We start from the raw sequence: 24,620 nt of genomic DNA, 5'->3' as shown, positions 1-24,620 counted from the left end.
TATATAACGCATTACAGTATATTAATACACAATAATTTCTATCTTTAAACTCAAAATCCCTTTGAAATGAACAGGATAAAAGAAGTCTTAGAGCAGAAAGGAATTAAGCAAGTATGGCTTGCAGACCAGTTAGGTAAAAGCTTTAACACGGTAAATGGATATGTTCAGAACCGTGCACAACCGAGCTTAGAAGTATTATATAAGATTGCTAAAATCTTAAATGTAGACCCAAAAGAACTATTAAAAACAACTAGCATCAACTCATAAATGGCAAAAACAAAAAGCACTTTTGAACAAGATTTGTTCAAAGCAGCAGACAAACTGCGTAAGAATATAGACGCAGCCGAATACAAACACGTAGTATTAGGTCTCGTATTCTTAAAATACATTTCAGAATCCTTTTCTGAACTCTATGATAAGTTAGATGCAGACGAATGGAGCGATCCAGAAGATAGAGACGAATACATTGCAGAAAATACCTTCTTCGTGCCTAAAGTAGCACGTTGGAGTCACATACACGGTCAAGCAAAATTGCCAACTATTGGCCAGACGCTAGACGAGGCAATGGAAGCTATAGAAAAAGAAAACAAAGAATTAAAGAATGTACTACCACAGGTATATGGTAAAGCAAACCTAGACAAAACCGCCTTAGGCGAGCTCATAGATTTAATTTCCAATACGGAGTTACAAGCCGAAAACGAAAACTCAAAAGACCTCTTTGGTCGTGTATATGAATATTTCTTAGGTGAGTTTGCCAATGCCGAAGGTAAAAAAGGAGGACAATTCTACACACCTAAAGCGATTGTAAAGTTAATGGTAGAGATGATAGAACCATACAAAGGGCGTGTATATGATCCTGCAAGCGGTTCTGGTGGTATGTTCGTGATGAGTGAGAAGTTTGTAACCGAGCATCGAGGTAATATCAAAGATATTACGGTGTACGGGCAAGAAAGCAACCAGACGACCTGGAAACTATCTAAAATGAACCTCGCCATACGCAACATCAACTCAAAATTTGTGGCGTGGAATACCGAAGGCTCTTTCTTAAAAGATGCACACCCAGATTTGAAAGCAGATTTTGTAATAGCAAATCCACCATTTAATCAAAAAGATTGGGGAGTTGATATACTACAAGAAGACGGTCGCTGGCAGTATGGCGTTCCGCCTAATGGCAACGCAAACTATGGTTGGTTACAGCATATGTTATATCATACGGCACCAGGTGGTGTGGTGGCTACCGTATTGGCAAACGGCTCCTTGAGTTCTAATACTGCTGGTGAGGGCGATATACGTAAAAACTTCATAGAGCATAATCTAGTAGAATGTATCGTTGCATTACCCAAACAACTGTTTTATAATACTGGTATTCCTGCGTGTATTTGGTATTTACGTCGTAATAAAACACGTAAAGAAACACTGTTTATAGATGCCTCAGAAATGGGTTATCTAGAAGATAGAGTACACAGAAATCTATCAGATAAAGACGATGAGAAAAAACGAGGTAACTTTCACGAGAACGGCAACGGCGACATCCAGAAAATTACAGAAACCTATCACAATTGGCGTAAAGATGAAAACTATAAAGATGTAAAAGGCTATTGTAAAAGTGCCTCACTAGAAGAAATACAAAAACACGATTACATACTCACACCAGGTCGCTATGTAGGCATCCCAGATGAAGAAGATGACGGCATTCCTTTTGAAGAAAAAATAGTAACACTTACGACCACGTTAAAAGAACAAATGGATAAAGAAGCAGACCTTAATGAAAAAATTGCAACGCAACTAGAAAAAATAGGGTTTAGCTTATGAGTAGTATAGATAATAACGCTTTCGCGAAAGCGGAAACAGATGTATTAATTGATGGATGGATAAATACAGAATTAGAGGCTATTTGTGATATTAAATATGGCAAAGATCATAAGAAATTAAAGGAAGGGGTTATACCGTGCTATGGTTCTGGAGGTATAATGAGATATGTTGAAAAGGGGCTTTATAGAAAACCTTCAGTTTTAATTCCGCGAAAAGGAACACTTTCAAATTTGTTCTACATAGATGAACCTTTTTGGACAGTTGACACTCTATTCTATACTCAAATTAATGAAGAAAAAGTAATACCTAGATATCTATATTATCTTTTAAAAACGTTTAATTTAGAAGACCTAAATGTTGGTTCTGCGATACCTAGCTTAACAACTTCTGTCTTAAATAAAGTTTCATTAAACATTCCAAATAATTTAAGTGAACAAAAATCAATAGTTAGAATTTTGAAAACTTTCGATGATAAAATAGAACTATTGAAAGCTCAGAATGAAACTCTAGAAACAATAGCACAAACATTATTTAATGAATGGTTTGTAATAAATCCAGAAGAAAAGGAAGTTGAAAATAATTGGTCTTTAAAGTCGCTAAATGAAATCTCATTTAATCATTCTGAGACATACAAATTTGATGATGGTAAAGTTGTTTTTATTAATACAGGAGATGTATTAAAAGGACAGTTTTTGCATAACAATTTATCTGACCCAAAAAGCTTACCGGGTCAAGCAAAGAAAGCAATTTACAAACACGACATTTTGTATAGTGAGATTCGTCCTAAGAACAAGAGATTTGCATTTGTAGATTTTGAACAAGATAACTACGTGGTATCTACAAAGTTTATGATTATTAGACCAAAGGAGGGTTTTAGTCCTTTTGTATTGTATCAAATATTCAAGAATCAATCAATGATTGATGAATTTAATCTAACCGCAGAAGCCAGATCTGGCACTTTTCCGCAAATTACTTTCGATTCAATTAAAAATATAAAAGTTGCTCTACCTCCGAAAGATATTTTGTGTGATTACGAAGCAATTGTTAGATCAATAATGGATAAGAAAAGAAACAACAACTTACAGGTTATTGAACTTAAAAAAATGAGAAATACAATTTTACCCAAACTAATGAACGGAAAAATTAGAATCAAAGAATTTCAGAAATAGAATATGTTAGAAGAGGCAAAAGACATAGTGACAGAAACAGCAAAAGACATACAAGAAGTCGTAAAAGAACGCTTTTACAGCCCAATGTATTTCTATTTTTTCATTGCGTGGGTTATTACAAACTGGAAGTTTGTATTCGCACTATTGTTCATTGACAGTGATGATATATACGGTGAAAAATTAGATTATCTCATCAATTTTTATCCTTTAGAGGGTTTCTGGTTGTCAGTTTGGACGATAAGCAAATTAGTTTTAATTCCCGCGCTCTCTTCATATATATTCGTCTGGTGGTTCAGCCTATTAGCTGAGAAATTCTTTAAACGTAATGCCGAGTTTAGATTAAATAAACTAGCCATAAAACGCACACTTGAATATGATGCAAAACGTAAAGAAAGAACCGAAGAAATAGAAATCAGAGAATTAGAAGTAGGAGAACAAGTAGTAAAACTTGCAGATAATCCAGAGTTTAATGATAATTATGACAGTCTAAATGAAATAGTAGAGTTATCTGGTACTGCTTTTAGGCCTAGTGAATTACTGTATAGTACAGATTATGATTTGTATATAGAAACGCTAAATGAATTTCTAAATAACCCAATTACTGTTGATCACGGTTAGTTAAAAAAAAGTCAAACTTTTTTATTTTTTATACTATTTATTAACAAACAGAAATTATGGGATTAAAATTAATAGAGGATAGAGAATTTGAAAGAGATTATGAATTAGATGATGATGGGCGAGAAATAACGATTGTTTTTGATGAATGGGATTATACATTCTCTTTTAGAGAAAATGGTGAAAGAATAGGTGATGAATTTGTTTTTATTGATGAATCAGGAAATGAAGAAAAGTACTTATTGGCTAGAATGTTTAGTCCATTTCCAGGGTCAGGTATAGGTCAAGCAGTACTAGAAATGTTTATTGATATTACAGGCGCTAGCATATATACACGTAGAAATGACGGTATCGTTAGAGATGATGGCTCTAATTTAATAGATGGAGCTCCAAGATTCGTTGCAAAAATGCAAAAGTTGGGATTAATTGAAGAATGGGACTAAATATGAATGAAAATACAATAGAATTATCTTTAATCGAACAACTAGTAGCTCAAGGTTACACTTATCATTATGGTTCAGATATTGCTGCATATAGCGAAAATCCACAACGAGAAAACTTTAGTTCGGTAATTCTAGAAAATCATTTTAAGCAATCACTTAAAAAACTAAATCCAGACCTTCCAGAGTCTGCACGTGTTGAGGCATTTCAAAAAGTGATCAACTTAGGTACAGAAGACCTAATGGAAAACAACGAACGCTTCCATACACTATTAACCAATGGTGTTACGGTAGAGTACACAAAAGAAGGACGTGTTAAGGGCATCAATGTAAAGTTACTAGATGTTGTAAATCCTGAGAACAATAGTTTTTGGGTAGTTAATCAATTAGTAGTTAAAGAAAATAATAATGAAAAACGTTTTGATATAGTCATCTATATAAATGGCTTACCACTTGTCTTTATAGAGCTTAAAAGTGCGCTAAATGAAAAGGCAACATTACGCAAAGCGTACACACAAATTCAAAACTATAAAAAAGCAACACCTAGCATATTTTACTACAACGCTATTTGTGTTATAAGCGATGGTATCGAGGCAAAAACCTCTAGTGTATCAGCTCCCTTTTCTCGTTATCTAAGCTGGCGTGCACCGGAGACTTTAGAAAAAAACAACAAACAACACAAGCCAGATCCTCGCACAGAGTTACAAGTCCTTACAGCTTGTATGCTAGACAAAACGGCTTTAGTCCAACTCATACGCTACTGTACAGTATTTGAGCAAGAAGAGAAGAAAGATGAAAAATCAGGATTAATATTTCAAGTTAAGATCAAGAAGGTTGGTGCCTATCATCAATATTACACCGTTCAAAAGGCAATTGCTCAAACCATTAGAGCAACCGATGCCAATGATGGTGATAGAAAAATTGGTGTCGTATGGCATACACAAGGAAGCGGTAAATCCTTATCAATGGTCTTCTATTGTGGCCAGGTCATTGTAAACGAGCAAATGCACAACCCAACAATTGTTATTCTTACAGATAGGAATGATTTAGACGATCAACTATTTGGCACTTTCGGTAATTGTAAAGAATTATTAAGGCAAACGCCAGTACAAGCCAATAATAGAGAACATATTAAGGAATTGCTCAAAGTTTCTGGTGGTGGTGTGATTTTCACAACCATTCAAAAATTTGCACCTGCAGAAGGTAATGTATTTGACACCCTATCTAATCGTACAAATATTGTTGTTGTGGCGGATGAGGCGCATAGAAGTCAATACGGGTTTAAAGCAAGAGAAGTAGAAACAGAAGAAGGTTCAGAAATTAGATACGGTAATGCAAAATACCTACGAGATGCATTGCCTAAAGCTTCCTATTTAGGCTTTACAGGCACACCTATAGAAAAAGAAGATAAAAATACACCTGCAGTATTCGGTGATTACATAGATGCCATCTACGACATTAAAATGGCAGTAGAAGATGGTGCCACAGTACCCATAAACTATGAGTCTCGTCTAGTAAAAATCAAGTTAGATGAAAAAACAGCTGCAACAATTGATGCAGAAATAAACGAAATTTCTGATGTAACAGAAGAGCAATTAGAAAAGGCCAAAAAGAAAACAGCGACAATAGATGCGGTAGTAGGTCATCCAGGACGTCTTCAAGATATAGCCAAAGACATTGTCTCTCATTTTGAAGCACGTCAAGAAGTTTTCGAGGGTAAAGCTATGATTGTTGGTATGACACGTACAATCTGTGCTTTATTATACAATGAAATTATCAAGCTACGTCCAGAATGGCATCATAATGATTTAGATAAAGGCATCATTAAAGTCATTATGACAAGTACTAGTGATGACGATCCTATTTTACAACCGCACCACACCACAAAAAAACAGCGTAAAGATCTTGCAACAAGAATGAAAGACACCAACGATGAATTAAAGTTGGTCATTGTAAGAGATATGTGGCTTACTGGTTTTGATGCTCCTAGTTTACACACATTGTACGTAGACAAAAAGATGCAAGGTGCTAACTTAATGCAAGCCATAGCAAGAGTGAATCGGGTGTATAAAGATAAACCAGGAGGCTTAATTGTTGACTATATCGGGATTGGTCAAGACTTACGTAGTGCAATGGCGACCTACTTACAAAGCGGTGGTGAAGGTGCTCCAGTCGTTGATATTAAAGAAGCTATTGCAGGAATGCTAGAGAAGTTTGAAATCATAGAACAAATGTTCAATGGTTTTGATTATAAAGAATACTTTGAAGTAGATACTGCAAGACGTTTACAAATTATTCTAGCAGCTCAAAACTTCATACTCTCAAGCGAAAATTTAAAAGACAGATTCTTAAAAGAAGTAACGCTCCTATCCAAACTTTTTGCAATGGCTATTCCTAATAAAGCAGCAAATGAGATTAAAGATCAAGTTGCCTTTTTTCAGTCCATTAAAAACAGAATCAATAAGTTCTCTGGTAACAACATAAAATCAGATTACGAGGTAGAAACTGCTATAAAACAAATCATAGATGACAAACTTGCAAGTGATGGCATTGTAGATATTTTTGAAGCAGCGGGTATTGAAAGTCCATCAGTGAGCATACTATCAGACGAGTTCCTTTTAGAAGTCAAGAATATGCAACAAAAGAATGTTGCATTTGAGTTACTAAAGAAACTACTTAGTGATGAGGTTCGTGTGCGTAAAACTAAAAATATAGCACAAGGAAAGCGTTTTTCTGAAATGTTGGAATCTGTGGTGAAACGCTATCATAACAATCAAATAGACTCAGCGCAAGTATTACAAGAGCTTTCAGAAATCGCGAGAGAAATGCGATTAGAAGACAACAAGAGTCACGAGTTAGGTCTAAGTCCAGAAGAATATGCTTTCTACAGCGTACTTTCTCAAAACGATTCTACTAAGATGTTAGATGATCAAAAGATGAGGGAGCTCATCCATACCATCGTAGATGTTGTGAGAAAAAATGCAACAGTAGATTGGAGCAAACGTGATGATGTGCGAGCAAAACTAAGATTAACAGTAAAGAAAATATTAATGCGTTATGGCTATCCACCAGATCTAGCAAAGCTAGAAGCAGATAGAGTACTAGCGCAAAGTGAAAACCTAGCAGAGTTTTTTACAGGGAAATAATAATTCATTATGATTGAAAATAAAGACATATTAAAAAACTCAGTATTAGAAGATTATAAATTTTACGATAGACGTTATGAGCAGATAAGTCTAATTGTAGCAGGTTTTGGGTTATATGGATGCCTAGAGTTTAGTAAAATGTTAATTAAAGCACAGGAATCCTTGACAGATTTTGTACTAACAAGTGCTATTCTATTCGGTATTAGTGTGGTTTTATCGTTATTCAATCTTAGAATAGAAAAACAAATTAGAGCTTATTATGTTGGCCTATTATTAGGGTATTCAGAAACAAAAAAGGAATCAATACTAAAGTCTATAAGATTAGAGAATATTGGTAAAATATCTAGTTGGATAAATCTAATAGTAATGATAGCCGCAATACTTTATCTAGTACTAAGCGCGGTGGAAGTTCATAATATTATTTACTAAAACACATAAGGTTTATGAACTACTGGCATATACAAATGCAACCTGATGATAAGTTACCTAAAGAGGTTCTTTTAGAAGTTATAACTACAAGAAACATAATAGGTTTAGGAGAAGCGTGGGAAGATAAAAACGGTGAACCTGTACCTGATCCTACATATTTTAAGAGAGATATGCGAATTGGTGATATTGTTATGGTTAGAGAAACAATAACACCTCTAGCACTAGTTGAAATAGTGAGCGATGCTTTTATTGAAGAAAATGCTGATTATAATTTTGACTGGTTTAAGCTTAGACGAAAAGTAAATGTATTAGATATATACAATAACAATTCACACAAAAATCTTCTCGAAACTACTTTAAATAAATTTGACAAAAATCATATACAAGCTCCAGGCACACTTACACTATGTCAAGGTAAAAATGCTACAAACATCTTTATTAAGAAGTGGTACAAACAAATAATGAACGACAAACTAATGGACAATATAAAAATATCTAAACAAAGGCAATTAGAGATAAAGGAGCTATGGACGACATATAAAAATCAAGTATCTGATACTGAAAGGAAGTACATAGAATCTGAAGTAGATGTTTTACTAAATGATTGGAAATTATATAAAGACAAAATTTTAAACAATAGTATATCATTAGATGATTATACCAACAGAGTTCATAATGCTACGGCTGTATTACCTGGTGGCTACCTTTGTAATTTCTTAGAGCGTACAACTAAAACTGTTTTTGGATCTTCAAAACCTGGTACTGCAAATAATTTTGGCGTAAAACTTAATGATGACAATCATACCTTTTCCATTGGTAAAGAGGATTTAAATGCCGATAGAACAAAAGCTGAAAATTATTTCAACAATGAAATAAAAAGCCTTCTTCATAAAATAGTTACTAGTGATGCCATTCATTTAAAGATTCAAAACGTGGAGGAAAGTAATTATGCTGCAAAACAGGTGTTACGAAAACTTTCAGTTTTAGATAATTTATATGATTTTGTTTTTATTTACTCAGACAATACAATCGATAATTTACACAATGAATTAATTGACTTAGAAACGTTTAATAATTTAGGTAAGAACTATGAAATACGTAAAGTCCTAAATGAGGTTCTAGACATAGCAGACACACCACTAGAAAATGTACTCTTATCAAGGTTTCTTTGGAAGTATAGTAACACTCAGAGTATTGCAGATATTAATACTCCTAATGTCATTTTATATGGACCGCCAGGAACAGGTAAAACGTATGCAGTAAAAAACAGTTTGGATTTTTTATGTCAAGGCGATAAGAGCAGATATGAATTTGTTCAATTTCATCCATCATTTACTTATGAAGATTTTATTGAAGGTATAAAACCAAAAGGAGTGACTTCAAATGGTAATATAAAATTTGAGCTTGTAGATGGCATTTTTAAGAAATTCTGTTCTAAAGCAAAAGCAGATTTATCAAACAATTATTATTTTATTGTTGATGAAATAAATAGAGCGAATTTATCGTCTGTATTCGGAGAGACGCTGTTATGTCTTGAGAAGGATTACAGGCACGATGGCGTGAGTGACGAAAATCTTATAAAAACACAATACTCAGCATTAATTGAAGATATGATTAAGGATGATCCTTCTAATCAAGGGCTAGCTTATCACTTCGTTAACGGCAATGCATATTTTGGAGTTCCTAAAAATGTGTTTTTTATTGGTATGATGAATGATGTAGATAAGAGTATAGACGCTTTTGATCTAGCACTTCGTCGTCGCTTTAAATGGTTGAGAAAGGACTGCGATTATGATGTGATTGAAAATGAAGTTAAGTTTAGGAACGGTGACAACTTTAACAACATAGTTTATTATACCAAAGCTTGCATAAAATTAAATGAGTTCATAAGTAAAGAGTTGGGTATGGGTAAATCTTATGAGTTTGGGCATTCATTCTTTATGAAGATTTCTCATATCTCTAACACAAAAACAATCACGAGGAAAAATCTTAATGTATTATATACACTACATCTAAGACCTACCTTAAAAGAATACCTAAGATCAATGTTTGCTGAGAGTGATTTAGATAATAAATTAGAAGAAGCCTTATCAATTTTTCAAAAACCTATAAATAAATAGTGGATGAAAATTAGTGTTCCTACAAACCATAATTTTTATGAAGAATGTGCCTTAAATGAGGTGCAATTAAAGGAACAATTTGGCACACGTAAAGTTTCTGATTTTAAGAAACTAAAGGAGCAATTATTTAGTTCAACTTACACCTTTTCTAATAAAAATAGGAGTTTAAAAAAACTTCAAATATTTGGTTTCAAAAATAACCGTAACAGACTGCAAGATGAGGAAGAATTAATCTTAAAGTTATACTCAAAAGAGAATGATTCTTTTAGCAAAGAGTTTATTATTCAAACTGGACTGTTCGCTGGTGTAGTATATCACAAAGGTTATCAATTTAATATTGTCACGCCTTTTGGCGATACATTTTTAAAACGAATGCTAAATTTTGTAAATGATATTTACATTGATAATAAATTAACCAATGCAAATAAGACACAAGACATTAACGAGTTTCAAAATATTATAGCATATCTGTTTATTCAGTCTTTAGAAAAAGCAGCAGTTTTAGGTCTTCCAAAAGTATATCAAACAACAAAAGAACGTAGTAATAAAGTAAGAGGGAAAGTTGACATTAACAGTTATATAAGGCAAGATATTCCATTTACTGGAAAGCTCACATCAATCTACAGAGAACAAAAATATGTTCAAGAAATTATTGATGTACTTTACGTAGCTTGTTTGACTCTTGAAAAGAAATTTGGCAAAGATATTCATCAGAAAATATTAGGTGTATTTCAGTTGTTGAAGCAGCATTACTCAGGTGTCTTTCCTCAGTCATTAATAATTAAAAAGGCAATAAACCACAGTGTTCTTCAAAACCCAGTTTTCCGCTCATTTAGAAAAGTATTGGAATATGCAGAGATAATTTTAAAAGAGCAAAACCTTTTAATGTCTAACATAGAAAACAAGTTAACTACAACCGGATACTTATTTGATATCTCTCAGCTTTTCGAAGTCTATTTAGAGAAGTTGTTAAGCCGCTATTTTAAAGATTGGTATGTTTCGGGTCAAGAAGAGATACAAGTTTATGAAGGCTTGTTTTTTAAAAGAAAAATGTTGCCTGATATTCTTTTAAAACATAAATACTCCAACAAAATAATAGTCTTTGATGCTAAGTTTAAAACGATGAGGTTGCAGAAAAGAGATTTAGATAGGAGCGATTTTTATCAAATTCATTCTTACGCTCAATATTATGCTCCTAATAATATTATCGCTGGTTTAATCTACCCTTTGCGAAAACAACTGAATATAGATAAATCACACGCTGCAAACATCTTTAATAATCCATTTCACAAGTCTAAGTTTATTGTAGATGGTATATATGTAAATAGGGAAATGTCTCTTGAAGATATAAGAGATAGTGAAAACAAATTCCTATTTAGAATCGAAAAAACAATCAATGAGGTGCTATCATTATCAGATAACCTAATAGATCATTAATACTCTAAAACGTCAATATCTAGAAATGCATAATTTTCAATATATAATTTTACCTCATTAACTTTTAAAAACAATAAAAATGAGTAAATCAAAAATGACAACAAATGCAGCATCCCGTATTCAAAGTGCAACGGCAAAATCAGGTAATGGTTCCGTATCTAAAGGTTCTTTTGCCGCAAGAGCATCTCGAGCAGCAGCTACTAATTCTAAAAAATAGTTAAGCTTTGCCAAAACGTCAAGGAACAACTTTACCAGAATTAGAAAGACTCTTATGCCAACCGGGGCATAGATGGAAAAACCGTGGGCATATGCTTTCGGTTTTTCTTTGTGGTGCAGTGTTTGGAGAGCATTTTCACTCTACAAGAAACGCCTTAATCTATATGATGCATATGTCTAATTGGATTGAAATAGGACCATTAAAACCTCACAAAACAATTACAATTCAAGAGATTGCTAAAACCATTGATTTATTTATTCCCGATATTGTTGATTATGAAATTGTTTATAAACTATTTGGTACTTCTAGAAATACCTTCAAAACCAAATATGACAAATATCTAAATCTGCCTAAAAATCCTACCACAGGGGATATTATTATTGCGATGAATAAATGGACAGATAAAAAATGGCAAATCATACAGCCAATAAAGAAAAAAGACATTGCAGCTTTAAAAGGAATGCATCATAAAAAACTAAGTGAACAAATAAATGAAATACCTCAACTCAGACACTTTTTAGAAATATCAAATCTTACCTACAAGCAAATCAAAGGTTTCCCGCCTTACCTAGTTGAAGAGTATTTTGAGGAAATAGGTGAACCAGAAAAATATCAAGAATTAGTAGAAAGTTTAGGAAGAGACATCTTAAAGTAAGTCCCCACTTTCAGCACTTACTTATTCTCTCGTTCCGCAAGCTGCACTTATTCATTCGCTAGAGCTTCCAGCTCGCCCTCAATACTCGTTATGTCCATTACGCACCTACCTAACAGATAGACGCTTCATTACCACAACCAGTATTCTTTGCCAACGCGCAACTTACTTATCCATTATCATTTTTATTGTAATAAACAGTAGTACTAGCATTAAAATTCGTGAAGGCAGGTAATAAGGTGTTCGTCAGTCGCTCCATTTAGTTCCATAGTACATAATCACAATAACTCCTATCGTCGTTTTTGTGCTTACCGTAAATACTACTGCTGCGGCGAAACGTCCTCGCAGCAGTATTTACTTGCACTATTACACACATTACACTATTCCTCACCCATAGCTACTCTTATACCTTAATATCCAAAGCTGTTTTGTGCTACGCACAAGTATTTAAGTTTAAGGTATAACCGCTATTTAATGTTTTGCGAGCCTGCGTGTCGCTGCGGGCTTAAACGGTGTCACATTTTTTGATACCAATTCAATAAACTTTCTTCATTAAAGAACGTCCTACAGCCATACCACCTGCGGATGGTACCGCTTCCGTCCTAGTAAGTAAGAGCTATGTATTCCCTCCGCGTATTCCTATCGTCAAACGCTACACTCACACACAGCACTAACCTATTCTAATAAACACCCAGATTAACATTCAACCAAATCAAAAAACTGCGCCACCTAGTGTTTGCAACATAGTCGTGAGCGCCTTTCGTACCTACAGGCGATCACTCACAACACTCTTGCTAATCTCGCAGGCGGCTCGCGCCTTTTGGATTACCTGCTTAATTAAGTTAACTTGTAATAAATTAAATTAGAATGTTATTAGAAAGTGAATTTCTGTTTTTAGATACTAGCATATTCCAAGCTCAAAATTTTACCGAAGGAGAAGAAATAAATAAATTATTTAAAACCTGTGCTGATGAGGGCATTAATATCTGCATAGTAGATATAATCCATAGAGAATGTCATAAAAGAATTGAATCTATTTTAACTAGAGCAAAAACCTTGTATAAACAAGCAAACACAAACTTTAGCAAAGAAGGTCGAGTACTTAGGCTGCTTGAAGACTATAACTCATTTAATCCTTTACCGAAAATTGATATTGTAAAAGAACACGCTCGTATATGTGAAATATTTGATGCTTTTTTAAAGAAATATAATGTATCCATTATATCATCTGACAACAGTTCTATAGCAGAAGTATTTGAGCAGTATTTCACAAAGAAGTCACCATTCGGTCAAGGGCAAAAGAAAGATGAATTTCCAGATGCTTTCGTATTAAATACTATAGAAATATTTTGTAAAGAAAGAAAATGTAAAGCCTTCCTTTTATCTCAAGATAATGATATGCTTACTTATGAATCTGAAAGAATTATAAGTCAAAACGGTATAGCAGATATGCTTAATAGTATTGTCAATGCAAAAGAAGCATACAAGTCTTTATATGAGTTAGTTAACGACGACCTAAATAATACAACATTTATTACTACAGCTGACTTAGAAGGTAACGAAGATGCTTTTTCGGTATTATTATATGAAGAACTAATTTCTGACCCACACTATTTAGAAGCTGAGTATGAACCTGGTGAAATAAATAATTTCACTTACATTAATTCAATAATAACTTCTTTAGATGAATATGCTGTAGAGGCACAGATAAAAGGATATGTAGATATTATGATTCCAATGTATTATAATGATTTATCTTCTGCTTTTTACGACCGTGAGGATGGACGATATTATAATGTGACTAATATATCAGAACAGAGTATTTATCAGTTAGAAGTTACTTTTCAAGCTTTATTTGAATTTGATTATGATGGTAACGAGATAAAGAATTTTAAATTTAGTACAATATGGGAACTTGATTTAATAGATTGGGAAAAGACAGATGAAAATATAACTGAAAAATCAGAATACGGAGAATGGTAAATAAAAAAAGGGCACAAATATAGTTGGCTTCCATCGGCCACTACAATAATGCTATAAAGCTCAAGCCTAAAGGTTTTGAAAAAAATAGCACGCCTTAGGGCTATACTATTTTGTTTCAAACCTTTCCCGAGCGCGCGATTTTTTCCAAAAAGCTTGACAGCATTGCCACGCCACTAGAGAAATTGCTTTCTTTTTTTTGTTTTTCTTTTAAAATAATACAGAAGGGTTTTGTGATACAATGAAAATTTCGGAATAAAAAAAGAGCCTCTTCGGAAGCTCTTCTTTATTACTTTTTCTTCTTTCTCGGCACTTGTCCAGACCGTAATCGTAGTAGCGTATGATGCAGTCTTTTTACGAGTAATGAAACCACATAGCTAATTACAGCGCCTATTGCGGCCATAAGTGCAGTCTTAATGAGGTCATCTGATGTGATATGAATCCACGCAGAAGATAACGTCCCACCGAGTACTGAAAACTTGATATGTGTCACATTTTGTGTCACTTTATTCAGCATCAGATACGGAATCTCTTCCATCTATTTTGGGAATCTCTGTCTTCTCATCAATCGTTACTGCCTGACTTACTGCAGTAGCAACTGTTCCGGCAACAGTCATATAAGTTGCTACGGTTACCAGGACAGCTGGCAAACTAATAGGTGCTGCGATAATCGCGCCACCTGCGGTAGCTAACGCGATACCGATGTTACGCAAAGTTCTGAAGAACTTTGGCGTTGGTTTTTTATAACGTTCTACAATATTCATTGTCTTAAGATTTAATAGTTAATAATACTTTTTCGTTTCTGTCAAAGGCTTGATAGCATAGTGACACCAATTTTTGAAGTAATGGCTTTGAATTGATTCCTTTTCCTATGCCTGTTAACTGCGTTACAGGCGCAATACAGCCACGTAGCTCACGCTTCGCGTTATTAGCTGAATGCAGAAGTATAAGACTGCGACCTTTCACATCTACGATGTATAAGTGATGCTTAAACTTCGCCGAATACCTCGCTTTCAGCTCGTATACGCCTTCAGCAATACAGGACACGTTTCTTTGGTTATTCAACCAGGGCAATTCAATAGCAAAACCTAAAAACAGGCCATTATAGAAGAGAGCACTGTTAGTGCCCTCTTTATAATAGGTCCTATGCAACAACACATTCATTTAGACAGAATCTATTCTCGCAACTGCAAGAGCGTTAAATGCACCGTTTTTCAACGGATACATTTGTCCGTTTACTTCTTGATAAAACTCAATACCTACAACCTGCAGCACTGGAAGTGATGAATTTGCAGTAAGTGCAACGCTTAAAGCGATAGCGGCTGTATTTGCTCCATTATATGGAAGAATAGCAGTTTCATCACTCTCAAAAATTGAAGCCTCATTAGCGAAGTCAAGTTCAGCTGCACCCATCACAACTTTGAAATGAGTGGTGCCACCAGGAGCAGCTATTCGCACCGAAGGTGCAAATGGCGCTATTGTAGCATCTACATCTCCTGTTGCACGATCATATGCTGTCGCATATGGCGCAAACAGTGTAGAACCTAACTTTCCATTCACATTGAACTCAAAGCCTTGCAAAGTGTTCATATCACCATCTTCGATGGTTCTAAGACCACGGTCATTTACAGTATCTGTTTTAGTAACAGCTACCAGTGACTTTGTCAAACGACTCACTACTCTCTTGTCTTTTGCGTTCTGCAAAAGCACACGGATAGCATTTCGAATCACTTTACCACCTTTTCCAGCACGTCCAAACTCAGAACCGTTTTCACGAGTTCTCTGAAACGCAGGATCATTTGCAATACGATTTGCATCGACACCACCTTTATAACGCGCAAGGTGTCCGTCTGCGCTTTTGTAAAAGGAAATATCGCCGATAGTTCCTTTCAATTTGATAATACCTGTTTGTCTAGCCATAATACTGTGATTTTTTGATTATTAGACAAAAGACTGTAGATTTATAAAAAAAATCAAAAGCACATATACAGTCATTCCGATTGATTCGTTTTATGCCATTACAATACATATATACGATATCAAGATGAGGTATGGACTAAGTATGGATAGAGTATCAAATGAGAATAGTAAGAGCTTGCATATACCCAAAAGACATTCAACGTATCACTGGAAGAAGTGAGCGCTATGGACGTAAGCTTTTAAATGACATCAAAGCCCACTTTGGCAAGAAGTCATATCAATTTATCACTGCAGAAGAATTCGCTGAATACAGCGGTATTAAAGAGGAAATTGTAAACCAATATCTCGAGCAAATATCATAGTATTTGATATGATTTATATAGGTTTGAATACTTGATTTTTGTATCTTTATTATGTCTTAAAAAAGCTAAACAACTATAAAGACTTTCAATGTAAATGGTAGCTATTCGGTTAGTAATAACATTGAAAAACTAAGAAAGTTAATAATACTAAGGAATTACAGATAGGGTTCGAATCCTGTCGAGGTCACAACAAAAGACTTATCATTTTAAATGATAAGTCTTTTTTTTATGTCTTGAATATTGATTCTTGGAATCATTGTAATGTAATTTTCAATGAAAGTGAGTGGTCATTTTAATGTAAGTCATGCTCTTTTATATAAGTGATCTTATAAAACTTGAAATAAAGTAAAAAAAAGGAGGATTGAGTGTGACTAATCATACCCCAATCCTCCTTTTATATTATTGCTAGTACAATAAATATACTACTCACTTAGTAGTTATTATCTCCATCCACCTCCCAGAGCTTCATATAGATCTACTATAGATGTAAGCTGTAATAGTTTACTGTCGATTACATTAAGCTCTGCCGTTAAGGCATTTTCTCTAGCTGTTAATAAATCTAAATAGGTAGCGTACCCATTTTTGAGTAACTCTTCAGAATTTGTTTCGGCAGTTCTCAAAGCCTCAACTTCGTTTTTTCTGAACTCAAATTTTTTGACCTCGTTTTCATAACTATATAAAGCATTTGATACTTCATTACCAGCAGTCAATAGCGTTTTCTTAAAATTAATAAGAGCGCTTTCTTGATTTGCTAGGGCTACTTCTTTTTGAGTTTTAAGTTTACGCTGGTTTAAAAGAGGCTGTGTTAATCCTCCTATTATATTTGCAAATAAAGAATTAGTTTTAAATAAATCTTCTAGCTGTAAACTTTGTAAACCTCCTGATGCAGTTAATGTTAAAGATGGGTAGAAACTACTATTAGCTACGTTAGTCAACTCAAAAGATTGAATTAGACTATACTCTGCTGCCATTACATCTGGTCTATTGCTTAACAATGTAGCTGGTACACCTAACATGGTTTCTTGTTCTAGATTTTGAAGATCGAGTGAGCTTCTTTCAAAATGTTGAGGTGATCTCCCTAGCAATATACTAAGCATGTTTTCAGTTTTGAAAATAGCTGTTTCAATATCTACTTGTAGAGCTCTTGCATTATTGTATTGTGCAATATTCTGATCTACAGCAACCTGCGTTACCTGTCCAGCATCTTTTAATGCTTTTATAGTTTCTACACCACTTTGTCTAGTTTCAATAGTCTTCTTAGTTATTTCTAATTGAGCGTCTAGAGCTAATAAGTTATAGTAAGTATTTGCAATACTAGATATAAGCTGGGTCTTAACTGCTTGATGAGCTGCAACACTTTGCAAATATGATGCTTGAGTGGCTCTTTTATTACTTCTTATTTTACCCCAGATATCTGCTTCCCAAGATAAATTTGCAGTAACGTCATAAGTGTCTAACCCTCCACTAAAAATAGAGCCAAACTGGCTATTTTCAGAGAACTCCTGTCTCGTGTAATTAGGACCCACATTCAATGTAGGCAAGAACCCTGCTTTTCCTTGTTTTGCATAAGCTTGTGCGGCAATCATTTGTTGTATAGCTATACGTACATCCATGTTGTTTTTAAGACCATCTTCAACATACTGTTGAAGGTATGGATCTTTAAACAAGGTTTTCCAAGATAAATTTGCAATAGAGACACTATCTGAAGGTAGGTTTTCAGTTCTATAAAGAGCCTCTGTCTCTTTAGTAAGTTCAGGTCTTACATAATCCTTGGCAACAAAACAACTTTGCAGTGTTACCAAGATGATTAATAATAAGATTCCTTTATTTACAATTCTATGTGATATATTAAATTTCATAGTTTTTAATCTTCAATAGTTTTTACCTGTGGTTGACCAGAAATTTTTTCTTGTAACCATTGAAATAATATAAATAGGATAGGAATAACAAATACACCTATTAGGGTACCTATAAGTAAACCACCTACTGCACCAGTACCTATTGATTTATTTCCTTCTGATCCTACTCCAGATGCTAGTACAAGAGGCATTAGTCCGAGTATAAAGGCAAATGATGTCATTAGAATAGGACGTAAACGAGATTTTGCTCCATCGATAGCTGCGTCTACTATAGACTCACCGTTTCTACGTTTTTGTAACGCAACCTCCACAATAAGTATGGCATTTTTAGCTAATAAACCGATAAGCATAATTAATGCTATTTGAAAATAGATATTATTTTCCAGTCCTAACAACTTAGTACTTATATAAGCTCCGAATACTCCAAAAGGTAGGGATAGTACGACTGCAAATGGTAATAAGTAACTTTCATATTGTGCACTAAGCAAGAAGTAAACAAATACAATACTTAATATGAATATGAATATTGTCTGACTTCCAACGCTCACCTCTTCACGAGTTAAACCAGAATAAGCAATGGTATAATTACTCGGTAATTTTGCAGCTTCTTCTTCAATAACTCTAATGGCATCACCTGTACTAAAGCCATCGTTAGTAGCACCAGTAATACTTGTAGAATTAAATAGGTTGAAACGAGTTACCGACTGTGGGCCATAAACACGTTTTAAATTTACAAACTGTGTAATAGGTGTCATTTCGCCAGAGTCCGTTCTAACATACATGCTATTTAATGCACTTACATCAGCTCTATCTTCTGGTAATGCCTGAATATATACTCTGAATTGTTTACCGAATTTTGAAAAATCTGAGGCATAAACACCACCTATATAACCTTGTAGTGTTGAAAATATACTCGATACAGACACTCCTTTTTCTTTAGCTAATGGTACATTAACTTCCATTTCGTATTGTGGATAGTTAGTGCTAAATGCAGATTGTGCATATTTCACTTCTGGATGTTGCATTAACGCGGCAGCAAAATCTTTATTTGCTTGATCCAGGTCTTTGAATTCACCTCCAAATTTATCTAATAAATTTACTTCAAAACCAGAAGCATTACCAAACCCACGAATACTAGGTGGTGAGAAGAAAATGATATTTGCTTCAGGTATACTTGCTGAAATTCCAAATAGTTTTCCAGTAATAGCTTGAGCAGATAGTGATGGATCTTCTCTATCACTCCAGTTTTCTAATTTAATAATTCCAAAACCATAATTACTACCAGAACCATTAATGATACTTCTACCTTTAATAAAGTTAACACCTACTATACCTTCTAAACCTTCAATTTTAGAATACAATTGTCTCGCAACAGCATCTGTTCTATCTAATGATGCTCCAGCAGGAAGTTCAATATTGGCAAAGATTATACCTCTATCTTCATTAGGTACAAAACCAGTAGGTGTAGTGTTTGCAGCCCAATAGATTCCAACCACAGCAATAATCAATAATATTCCAGATATGATTTTCTTTTTATACAAGAACTGAATTGATCTTCCATACCTTTCTATAGTAGCATTAAATCCACGGTTAAATAAAGCGTAAAAACGTTTTACAGGACCTTTGCTTTTCAGTTCTTCATCTTCATTGTGGCCTTTTAATAATAGCGCACAAAGAGCAGGACTTAGTGTTAATGCATTAACAGCAGAAATTAAAATTGCAATAATTAGAGTAACACCAAATTGCTCATAAAAGACTCCAGTAGGACCAGTTATAAACGTTACTGGAATAAATACAGCAGCCATTACCAATGTGATCGATATAATGGCACCTGAGATTTCATTCATCGCAGTTAGAGTAGCATTCTTAGGATTCTTTTCACCTTCATCTAGTTTAGCATGAACCGCTTCTACAACAACAATGGCGTCATCTACCACAATACCTATCGCTAGTACTAATGCAAATAGCGTTAGTAAGTTAATTGAATAACCAAAAATATTTAGGAAGAAGAAAGTACCTATTATTGAAACTGGTACGGCAATCGCAGGAATTAGAGTAGATCTAAAGTCTTGTAGGAATAAGAAAACTACTAAGAAAACAAGTACAAATGCCTCTAGTAAAGTATGAATTACTTTTTCAATGGATGCATTTAAAAATAAACTAGTATCATAAGGTACAAAAATATTTAAGCCATCAGGAAGATCTTTTTCAATCCCATCTAATGTTATTTTTATGTTTTCTATGATTTCTTGTGCATTAGAACCTTTAGTTTGAAAGATTCCCATGAAAACGGCAGGGTGGCCTAAACTCATTGCATTTGAAGAGTAAGATTGTGCATCTAACTCTATGGTTGCAACATCTTTTAGTCTTAAAAACTCACCATTTCCAAGTGCTTTTATTACAATATCACTGTATTGACTTTCGTCTTTAAAACGACCGCTATAAGTTAAAGCATATGAAAATGAGGCTCCATTATTTTCACCTAATGAACCGGCGGCAGCTTCTAGATTCTGTTCATCTAATACAGCAGAAATATCAGAAGGAATTAAATTATAAGAAGCTAGTTTTTCTGGGTTTAACCAGATGCGCATTGCATAATCTTGTTGTGAGAATACAGACACATCACCAACACCACTAATACGTTGCATAGCAGGAATTACATTAATCTTTAAATAATTCTGAATAAAAGTAGCGTCGTAATTTTCACTGTCAGAATACATTGATATAAACATTAATGCACTCGTTTCTTGCTTTTGAGTAATTACACCTGTTTGTGTAACCTCTTGTGGCAATAAAGGTGTTGCTCTAGCAACACGGTTTTGAACGTTAACAGCTGCAATATCTGCGTCGATTTCTTGATCAAAGTAAACAGTGATTTCTGCTGTACCATTGTTTGATGCAGTTGATGTGATGTAGGTCATACCTTCTACACCGTTGATTTGTTCTTCTATCGGTATGATTACACTTTCTAATACGGTTTCTGCATTTGCCCCTGTGTAACTAGCTGTTACTTTTATAGTAGGAGGAGCAATATCAGGATATTCTTCTATAGGTAATGTACCGATGCTTATTGCACCTAACAAAACTATGATTATAGAAATAACTGTTGAAAGTACTGGTCTTTCAATAAATGTTTTTAACATGATAAATATGTTTAGTTATAATCTAATTTCTAAATAAGGTTGGTACAGGTTTAGTAGCTTCTTCAAAAGAAGTTTCCACCGGAGAAATGGTCATTCCATTTTTCAATTTACTAGCGCCTGAAATAACGATTTTATCATTAATCTCTAAGCCAGATTCAACAACGTATAAATTGTCTACACTACCTTGTACTTTTAAGATAGTAGTGGAAACTGTATTGTCTTTACCTAGTTTGAATATTAAAATATCTCCTTGTTGTTCAAAAGTTGCACTTTGCGGAACTACTATCGCATCTTTATATTCTATAGGGAATCTAATTTTACCACTATTACCGTTGGTTAATATTTCATTAGGATTAGCAAAAGCTGCTCTTATTTGAATAGTACCTGTATTTTGATTAATCTGCCCAGTGCTAGTTTGAATACGTCCTTTTTCAGAATATTCTTTTCCGTTTGCTAAGATTAGGCTTAGGTCAGGTGAGTTCTTAATACGTTCTTCTTTATTCTTTCCTTTAGATCTTTGTAAATGATCTATGTATTGAGCTTCGTTAAAACTAAAAAAAGCATAAACTTGATCAATTTCGCTTACTGTAGTTAACGCTGTTGCATCATTAGGGCTTATTAATGCCCCTTCCCTAAAGTTAATGGAACCTACATATCCATCTATAGGACTCTTTATTGTTGCGTAACCAATATTTGCTGCAACGCCACTATAATTAGCTTTAGCTTGAGCAAGATTTGCTTTAGCTGTTTCTAATTGCACAGGGCTAATGATATTTTTCTCAACAAGAGGTATCAGTTTATCAACTTCTACTTGTGCAACGTTAATTCGTGCTTTAGCAGCACTAGCATCTTGACTTAGAGATTGTGTCTCTAGTTTAAATAATAACTGGCCTTTACGCACTTTTTGACCTTCATCTACATATACTTTTTCAATATACCCAGATGTTTTTGCTCTCACATCACTGTTTACTATACCTTCTATAGTTGCTGGGTAATCCGTGTAGCCTGTCACTGTCTTTAATTGTAATGTAGTAATTGGTAGGCTAGGAGGTGGTGCTTGTGGTGGTGCTTGGTCTTCTTTACTACCACAACCTGCTAATGTGAAAAATACACTAAGCATTAGTATAAAATATATATTATTCTTTTTCATTATTATTTGTATTTAAATATTGATTTTATTTTCAGTTATTTTTTTTCTTAAAGCTTGTATAGAGGCGCTTGCATCTTCTATGAAGTTGATATAATTATCATGAAAGCTCAAATCGAATTTTTCATCTTCATTTTCGATTTTATCGGTGTTTTGTAATTCCTTGTACACCTTTATTTCTTCATGAATTTCACGTTCCTCTCGCCAATGTTTTACCATTTTATCAATGTGTTGGATGATGGTATCTTTATTAATCACGAAATATTTTTTACGATCGCCAGTTTTAGTGAAGTATTTAATCTTATTTAAATCTTGTAAATGATTCAAATGAGTTGAAACTGTGCTTTTACTAGCGCAAAGTGTAAGTACCATATCTTCAAATGTGGTTCCTTTTTTACCAGTTAGAATAATGTAGGATAAGATGCGAGCCGCAACAGGAGCAAGTTGTTCTCTACCTTCTAAATGTACACCTAGCTTCTCAACTAAATCCATTCTTTTTTTACAAACGTTACTTTCCATTTTTAAAACTTATTTATAAGTTCAATATTTATGGTACAAAAGTATTAATTAAGTTCGGAACAAACCGAACCTTTAAGATGTAAGGTATTGTTAAAAAAGTTATTTAGTGTGATTATTTAAGGTTTTTCATAGTGTCAATGAAGTGTTGATTATTGAAAAATGTCTCTTAAAGTTATTAGTATTAGGATGAAAATAGATAAATTGTTTTATTGGATGTGAATTAATGGAATTAAAAAAGCTCGACCTGTGAGGGTCGAGCTTGAGGCTAATTGAATGATAATTTTTGGATTAGTACATTTGATCTAATGCAATTTTATCATTAGCATTAAATTCTCCATCACTTTGAGCAGAGAAGCAAGCATTCATTAAACTAGTAGGGTCCCATCCATTGACAGTACCGCTGATGTAGTTTGCACCATTAGACCCTGCAGACTCACCACTCTGTCCACAAGACTGTCTTGAAAACCAATCACTGTGACGAAAGCCTATAGAGTGACCTATTTCATGAGTGATAACGTGTTCATTTACATTAGTTGAAAAGCTTTCTAGGTTGTAAATTTGAATAGCATCATGAGGTCTACCGCTAGAATCAGGGAAACCTGCAACACCACCCTGATCAGAAGTGTTAAACGAAGTGTCGTAAACATACATATCTGCATTGTTTAAATTAGTTCCGAAAGTTAATCTGAAATTTAGGGTCACATTGTTAAGTCTGTTGTAGTTAGCTACTGCCCATCTAAGACCTGTTTGAGCTTTGCTAGAAAGACCGTATTGATTATTACCTGTATAGCCTACTATGTCTATAGTCCTGTTATTACCTGTAACAAGGTTGTTAGTTCTGAACTGTTTTGTGAAACTGTTAATTTGTTCTAGTGCAAAAAACTGTTCTTCTAATAGAGCGATGTCATCTTCTATATAGATTCTTTTTTCAATGGTACCGTCTGGATAGTGAAAATCACGGATGTCAATATCGTCTGGATTATAACCTATTTCTTCAGCGTGTTTTTTAGCTAATTCTAAGGTACTTTCCTTTTGATCAACTGTGATTTCTTGATCTTGTTCACATGAAGTAAATAGCATTGCAAAGGATGCTAGTCCGATTAATGAAAGTTTGATTAGTGATTTTTTCATAATAAAAAGATTTAAGGGTTTGAAAAATTATTTATTTGGTGATTTAAAAGTATAGGAAATTTCATATGATTCTAGAAATTTAAATAAAACTTGAAATAGTCTTATTTAACGTAAATATTATCATATTCCTATTGATAGTCATGGATCAGAGGTTTTTTTTTATACTTTTAAACGTCGTTTTTTTTCGATGAAATACATTTTTGATTTAAAATATACGATCGATAAGTGTGTTAAAATTTATCGATGGTTAACAGATTTAAGTTTATTTCCCTATTAATTTAGTAGGATTAAGTTGGTTAGAACCGAGAATTCTATCAATAAAGCTCTAATAGGAAGTTTTAAGGGGTTTAATAGTGTATGTTTTGTTCGATTTTAAATACCTATTGTAAACGAAAATATGATCCACATGTAATAAATTTTAACAAATGTTATTTTATTGAATTGAGGTGGCAATGAATTAATGTAGAATAAATAGTGCTTATTTTGATTATCATTTGTGCACTTTATTGCTTTGTAACTTTG

Annotated in this window: 20 protein-coding genes; 12 read left to right on the top strand and 8 right to left on the bottom strand. The window is 33.8% G+C overall.

All coding sequences use genetic code 11. The features are described 5' to 3' along the window. Positions 1–66 precede the first annotated feature (66 nt). The 12 genes from LY01_RS14180 (at position 67) to LY01_RS14130 (ending at position 14,020) form a co-directional block, all read left to right on the top strand. Positions 67–267, top strand: a complete 201-nt coding sequence (locus LY01_RS14180; RefSeq protein ID WP_104516675.1) for a helix-turn-helix domain-containing protein — start codon at positions 67–69, stop codon at positions 265–267. Continuing rightward, on the top strand, positions 268–1,812 hold the full coding sequence (locus LY01_RS14175; protein WP_104516674.1) for a type I restriction-modification system subunit M: 1,545 nt from the start codon (positions 268–270) through the stop codon (positions 1,810–1,812). Then, positions 1,809–2,981 carry a restriction endonuclease subunit S gene (locus LY01_RS14170; RefSeq protein ID WP_104516673.1) on the top strand — a complete coding sequence of 391 codons (1,173 nt, stop codon included), beginning with the start codon at positions 1,809–1,811 and terminating at the stop codon, positions 2,979–2,981. Before LY01_RS14175 ends, LY01_RS14170 begins: the two co-directional genes overlap by 4 nt. A gap of 3 nt (positions 2,982–2,984) precedes the next feature. Continuing rightward, positions 2,985–3,599: a hypothetical protein gene (locus tag LY01_RS14165; protein ID WP_104516672.1), complete on the top strand. Its 615-nt coding sequence runs from the start codon at positions 2,985–2,987 to the stop codon at positions 3,597–3,599. Positions 3,600–3,655: 56 nt separating this feature from the next. After that, entirely contained in the window at positions 3,656–4,039 is a 384-nt protein-coding gene (locus LY01_RS14160) for a hypothetical protein (protein ID WP_104516671.1), read from the top strand. 2 nt (positions 4,040–4,041) lie between these two features. Further along, entirely contained in the window at positions 4,042–7,182 is a 3,141-nt protein-coding gene (locus tag LY01_RS14155; protein ID WP_104516713.1) for a type I restriction endonuclease subunit R, read from the top strand. A 9-nt stretch (positions 7,183–7,191) separates the two neighbouring features. After that, positions 7,192–7,611: a hypothetical protein gene (locus tag LY01_RS14150; RefSeq protein WP_104516670.1), complete on the top strand. Its 420-nt coding sequence runs from the start codon at positions 7,192–7,194 to the stop codon at positions 7,609–7,611. 14 nt (positions 7,612–7,625) lie between these two features. Then, positions 7,626–9,731, top strand: coding sequence for an McrB family protein (locus LY01_RS14145; RefSeq protein WP_104516669.1), 2,106 nt, complete (start codon positions 7,626–7,628; stop codon positions 9,729–9,731). 3 nt (positions 9,732–9,734) lie between these two features. Then, complete coding sequence (locus tag LY01_RS14140) at positions 9,735–11,168, top strand: 5-methylcytosine restriction system specificity protein McrC (protein WP_104516668.1); 1,434 nt, start codon at positions 9,735–9,737, stop codon at positions 11,166–11,168. A 79-nt stretch (positions 11,169–11,247) separates the two neighbouring features. Continuing rightward, positions 11,248–11,385 (top strand): hypothetical protein, encoded by a 138-nt coding sequence (locus tag LY01_RS15195; RefSeq protein WP_170034660.1) that lies wholly within the window; start codon positions 11,248–11,250, stop codon positions 11,383–11,385. A gap of 7 nt (positions 11,386–11,392) precedes the next feature. After that, positions 11,393–12,040 carry a hypothetical protein gene (locus LY01_RS14135; protein WP_146080444.1) on the top strand — a complete coding sequence of 216 codons (648 nt, stop codon included), beginning with the start codon at positions 11,393–11,395 and terminating at the stop codon, positions 12,038–12,040. Positions 12,041–12,904: 864 nt separating this feature from the next. Beyond that, entirely contained in the window at positions 12,905–14,020 is a 1,116-nt protein-coding gene (locus LY01_RS14130) for a PIN domain-containing protein (RefSeq protein ID WP_104516666.1), read from the top strand. A 503-nt stretch (positions 14,021–14,523) separates the two neighbouring features. On the opposite strand, the gene LY01_RS14120 is transcribed toward LY01_RS14130, so the two are convergent. From LY01_RS14120 to LY01_RS14080, 8 genes are all read right to left on the bottom strand, one after another. Continuing rightward, on the bottom strand, positions 14,524–14,730 hold the full coding sequence (locus LY01_RS14120) for a hypothetical protein (protein ID WP_394340831.1): 207 nt from the start codon (positions 14,728–14,730) through the stop codon (positions 14,524–14,526). 55 nt (positions 14,731–14,785) lie between these two features. Further along, positions 14,786–15,181 carry a DUF5675 family protein gene (locus LY01_RS15305; RefSeq protein WP_104516663.1) on the bottom strand — a complete coding sequence of 132 codons (396 nt, stop codon included), beginning with the start codon at positions 15,179–15,181 and terminating at the stop codon, positions 14,786–14,788. Then, a complete protein-coding gene (locus LY01_RS14110) occupies positions 15,182–15,937 on the bottom strand; it encodes a hypothetical protein (protein WP_104516662.1) in 756 nt (251 codons plus the stop codon). A gap of 802 nt (positions 15,938–16,739) precedes the next feature. Beyond that, a complete protein-coding gene (locus tag LY01_RS14100; RefSeq protein WP_104516660.1) occupies positions 16,740–18,158 on the bottom strand; it encodes an efflux transporter outer membrane subunit in 1,419 nt (472 codons plus the stop codon). Positions 18,159–18,163: 5 nt separating this feature from the next. Then, entirely contained in the window at positions 18,164–21,301 is a 3,138-nt protein-coding gene (locus tag LY01_RS14095; RefSeq protein WP_104516659.1) for an efflux RND transporter permease subunit, read from the bottom strand. 22 nt (positions 21,302–21,323) lie between these two features. Further along, on the bottom strand, positions 21,324–22,451 hold the full coding sequence (locus tag LY01_RS14090) for an efflux RND transporter periplasmic adaptor subunit (protein ID WP_104516658.1): 1,128 nt from the start codon (positions 22,449–22,451) through the stop codon (positions 21,324–21,326). Positions 22,452–22,463: 12 nt separating this feature from the next. After that, positions 22,464–22,967, bottom strand: coding sequence for a GbsR/MarR family transcriptional regulator (locus LY01_RS14085; protein ID WP_104516657.1), 504 nt, complete (start codon positions 22,965–22,967; stop codon positions 22,464–22,466). A gap of 288 nt (positions 22,968–23,255) precedes the next feature. Continuing rightward, entirely contained in the window at positions 23,256–24,098 is an 843-nt protein-coding gene (locus LY01_RS14080; RefSeq protein WP_245890754.1) for a M57 family metalloprotease, read from the bottom strand. Positions 24,099–24,620: the final 522 nt, after the last annotated feature.

Source organism: Nonlabens xylanidelens (genome assembly GCF_002934445.1).
In the GTDB taxonomy this organism is placed as follows: domain Bacteria; phylum Bacteroidota; class Bacteroidia; order Flavobacteriales; family Flavobacteriaceae; genus Nonlabens; species Nonlabens xylanidelens.
The sequence above is the reverse complement of the archived record's forward strand: the minus strand, read 5'-3'. Positions and strand labels throughout refer to the sequence as shown.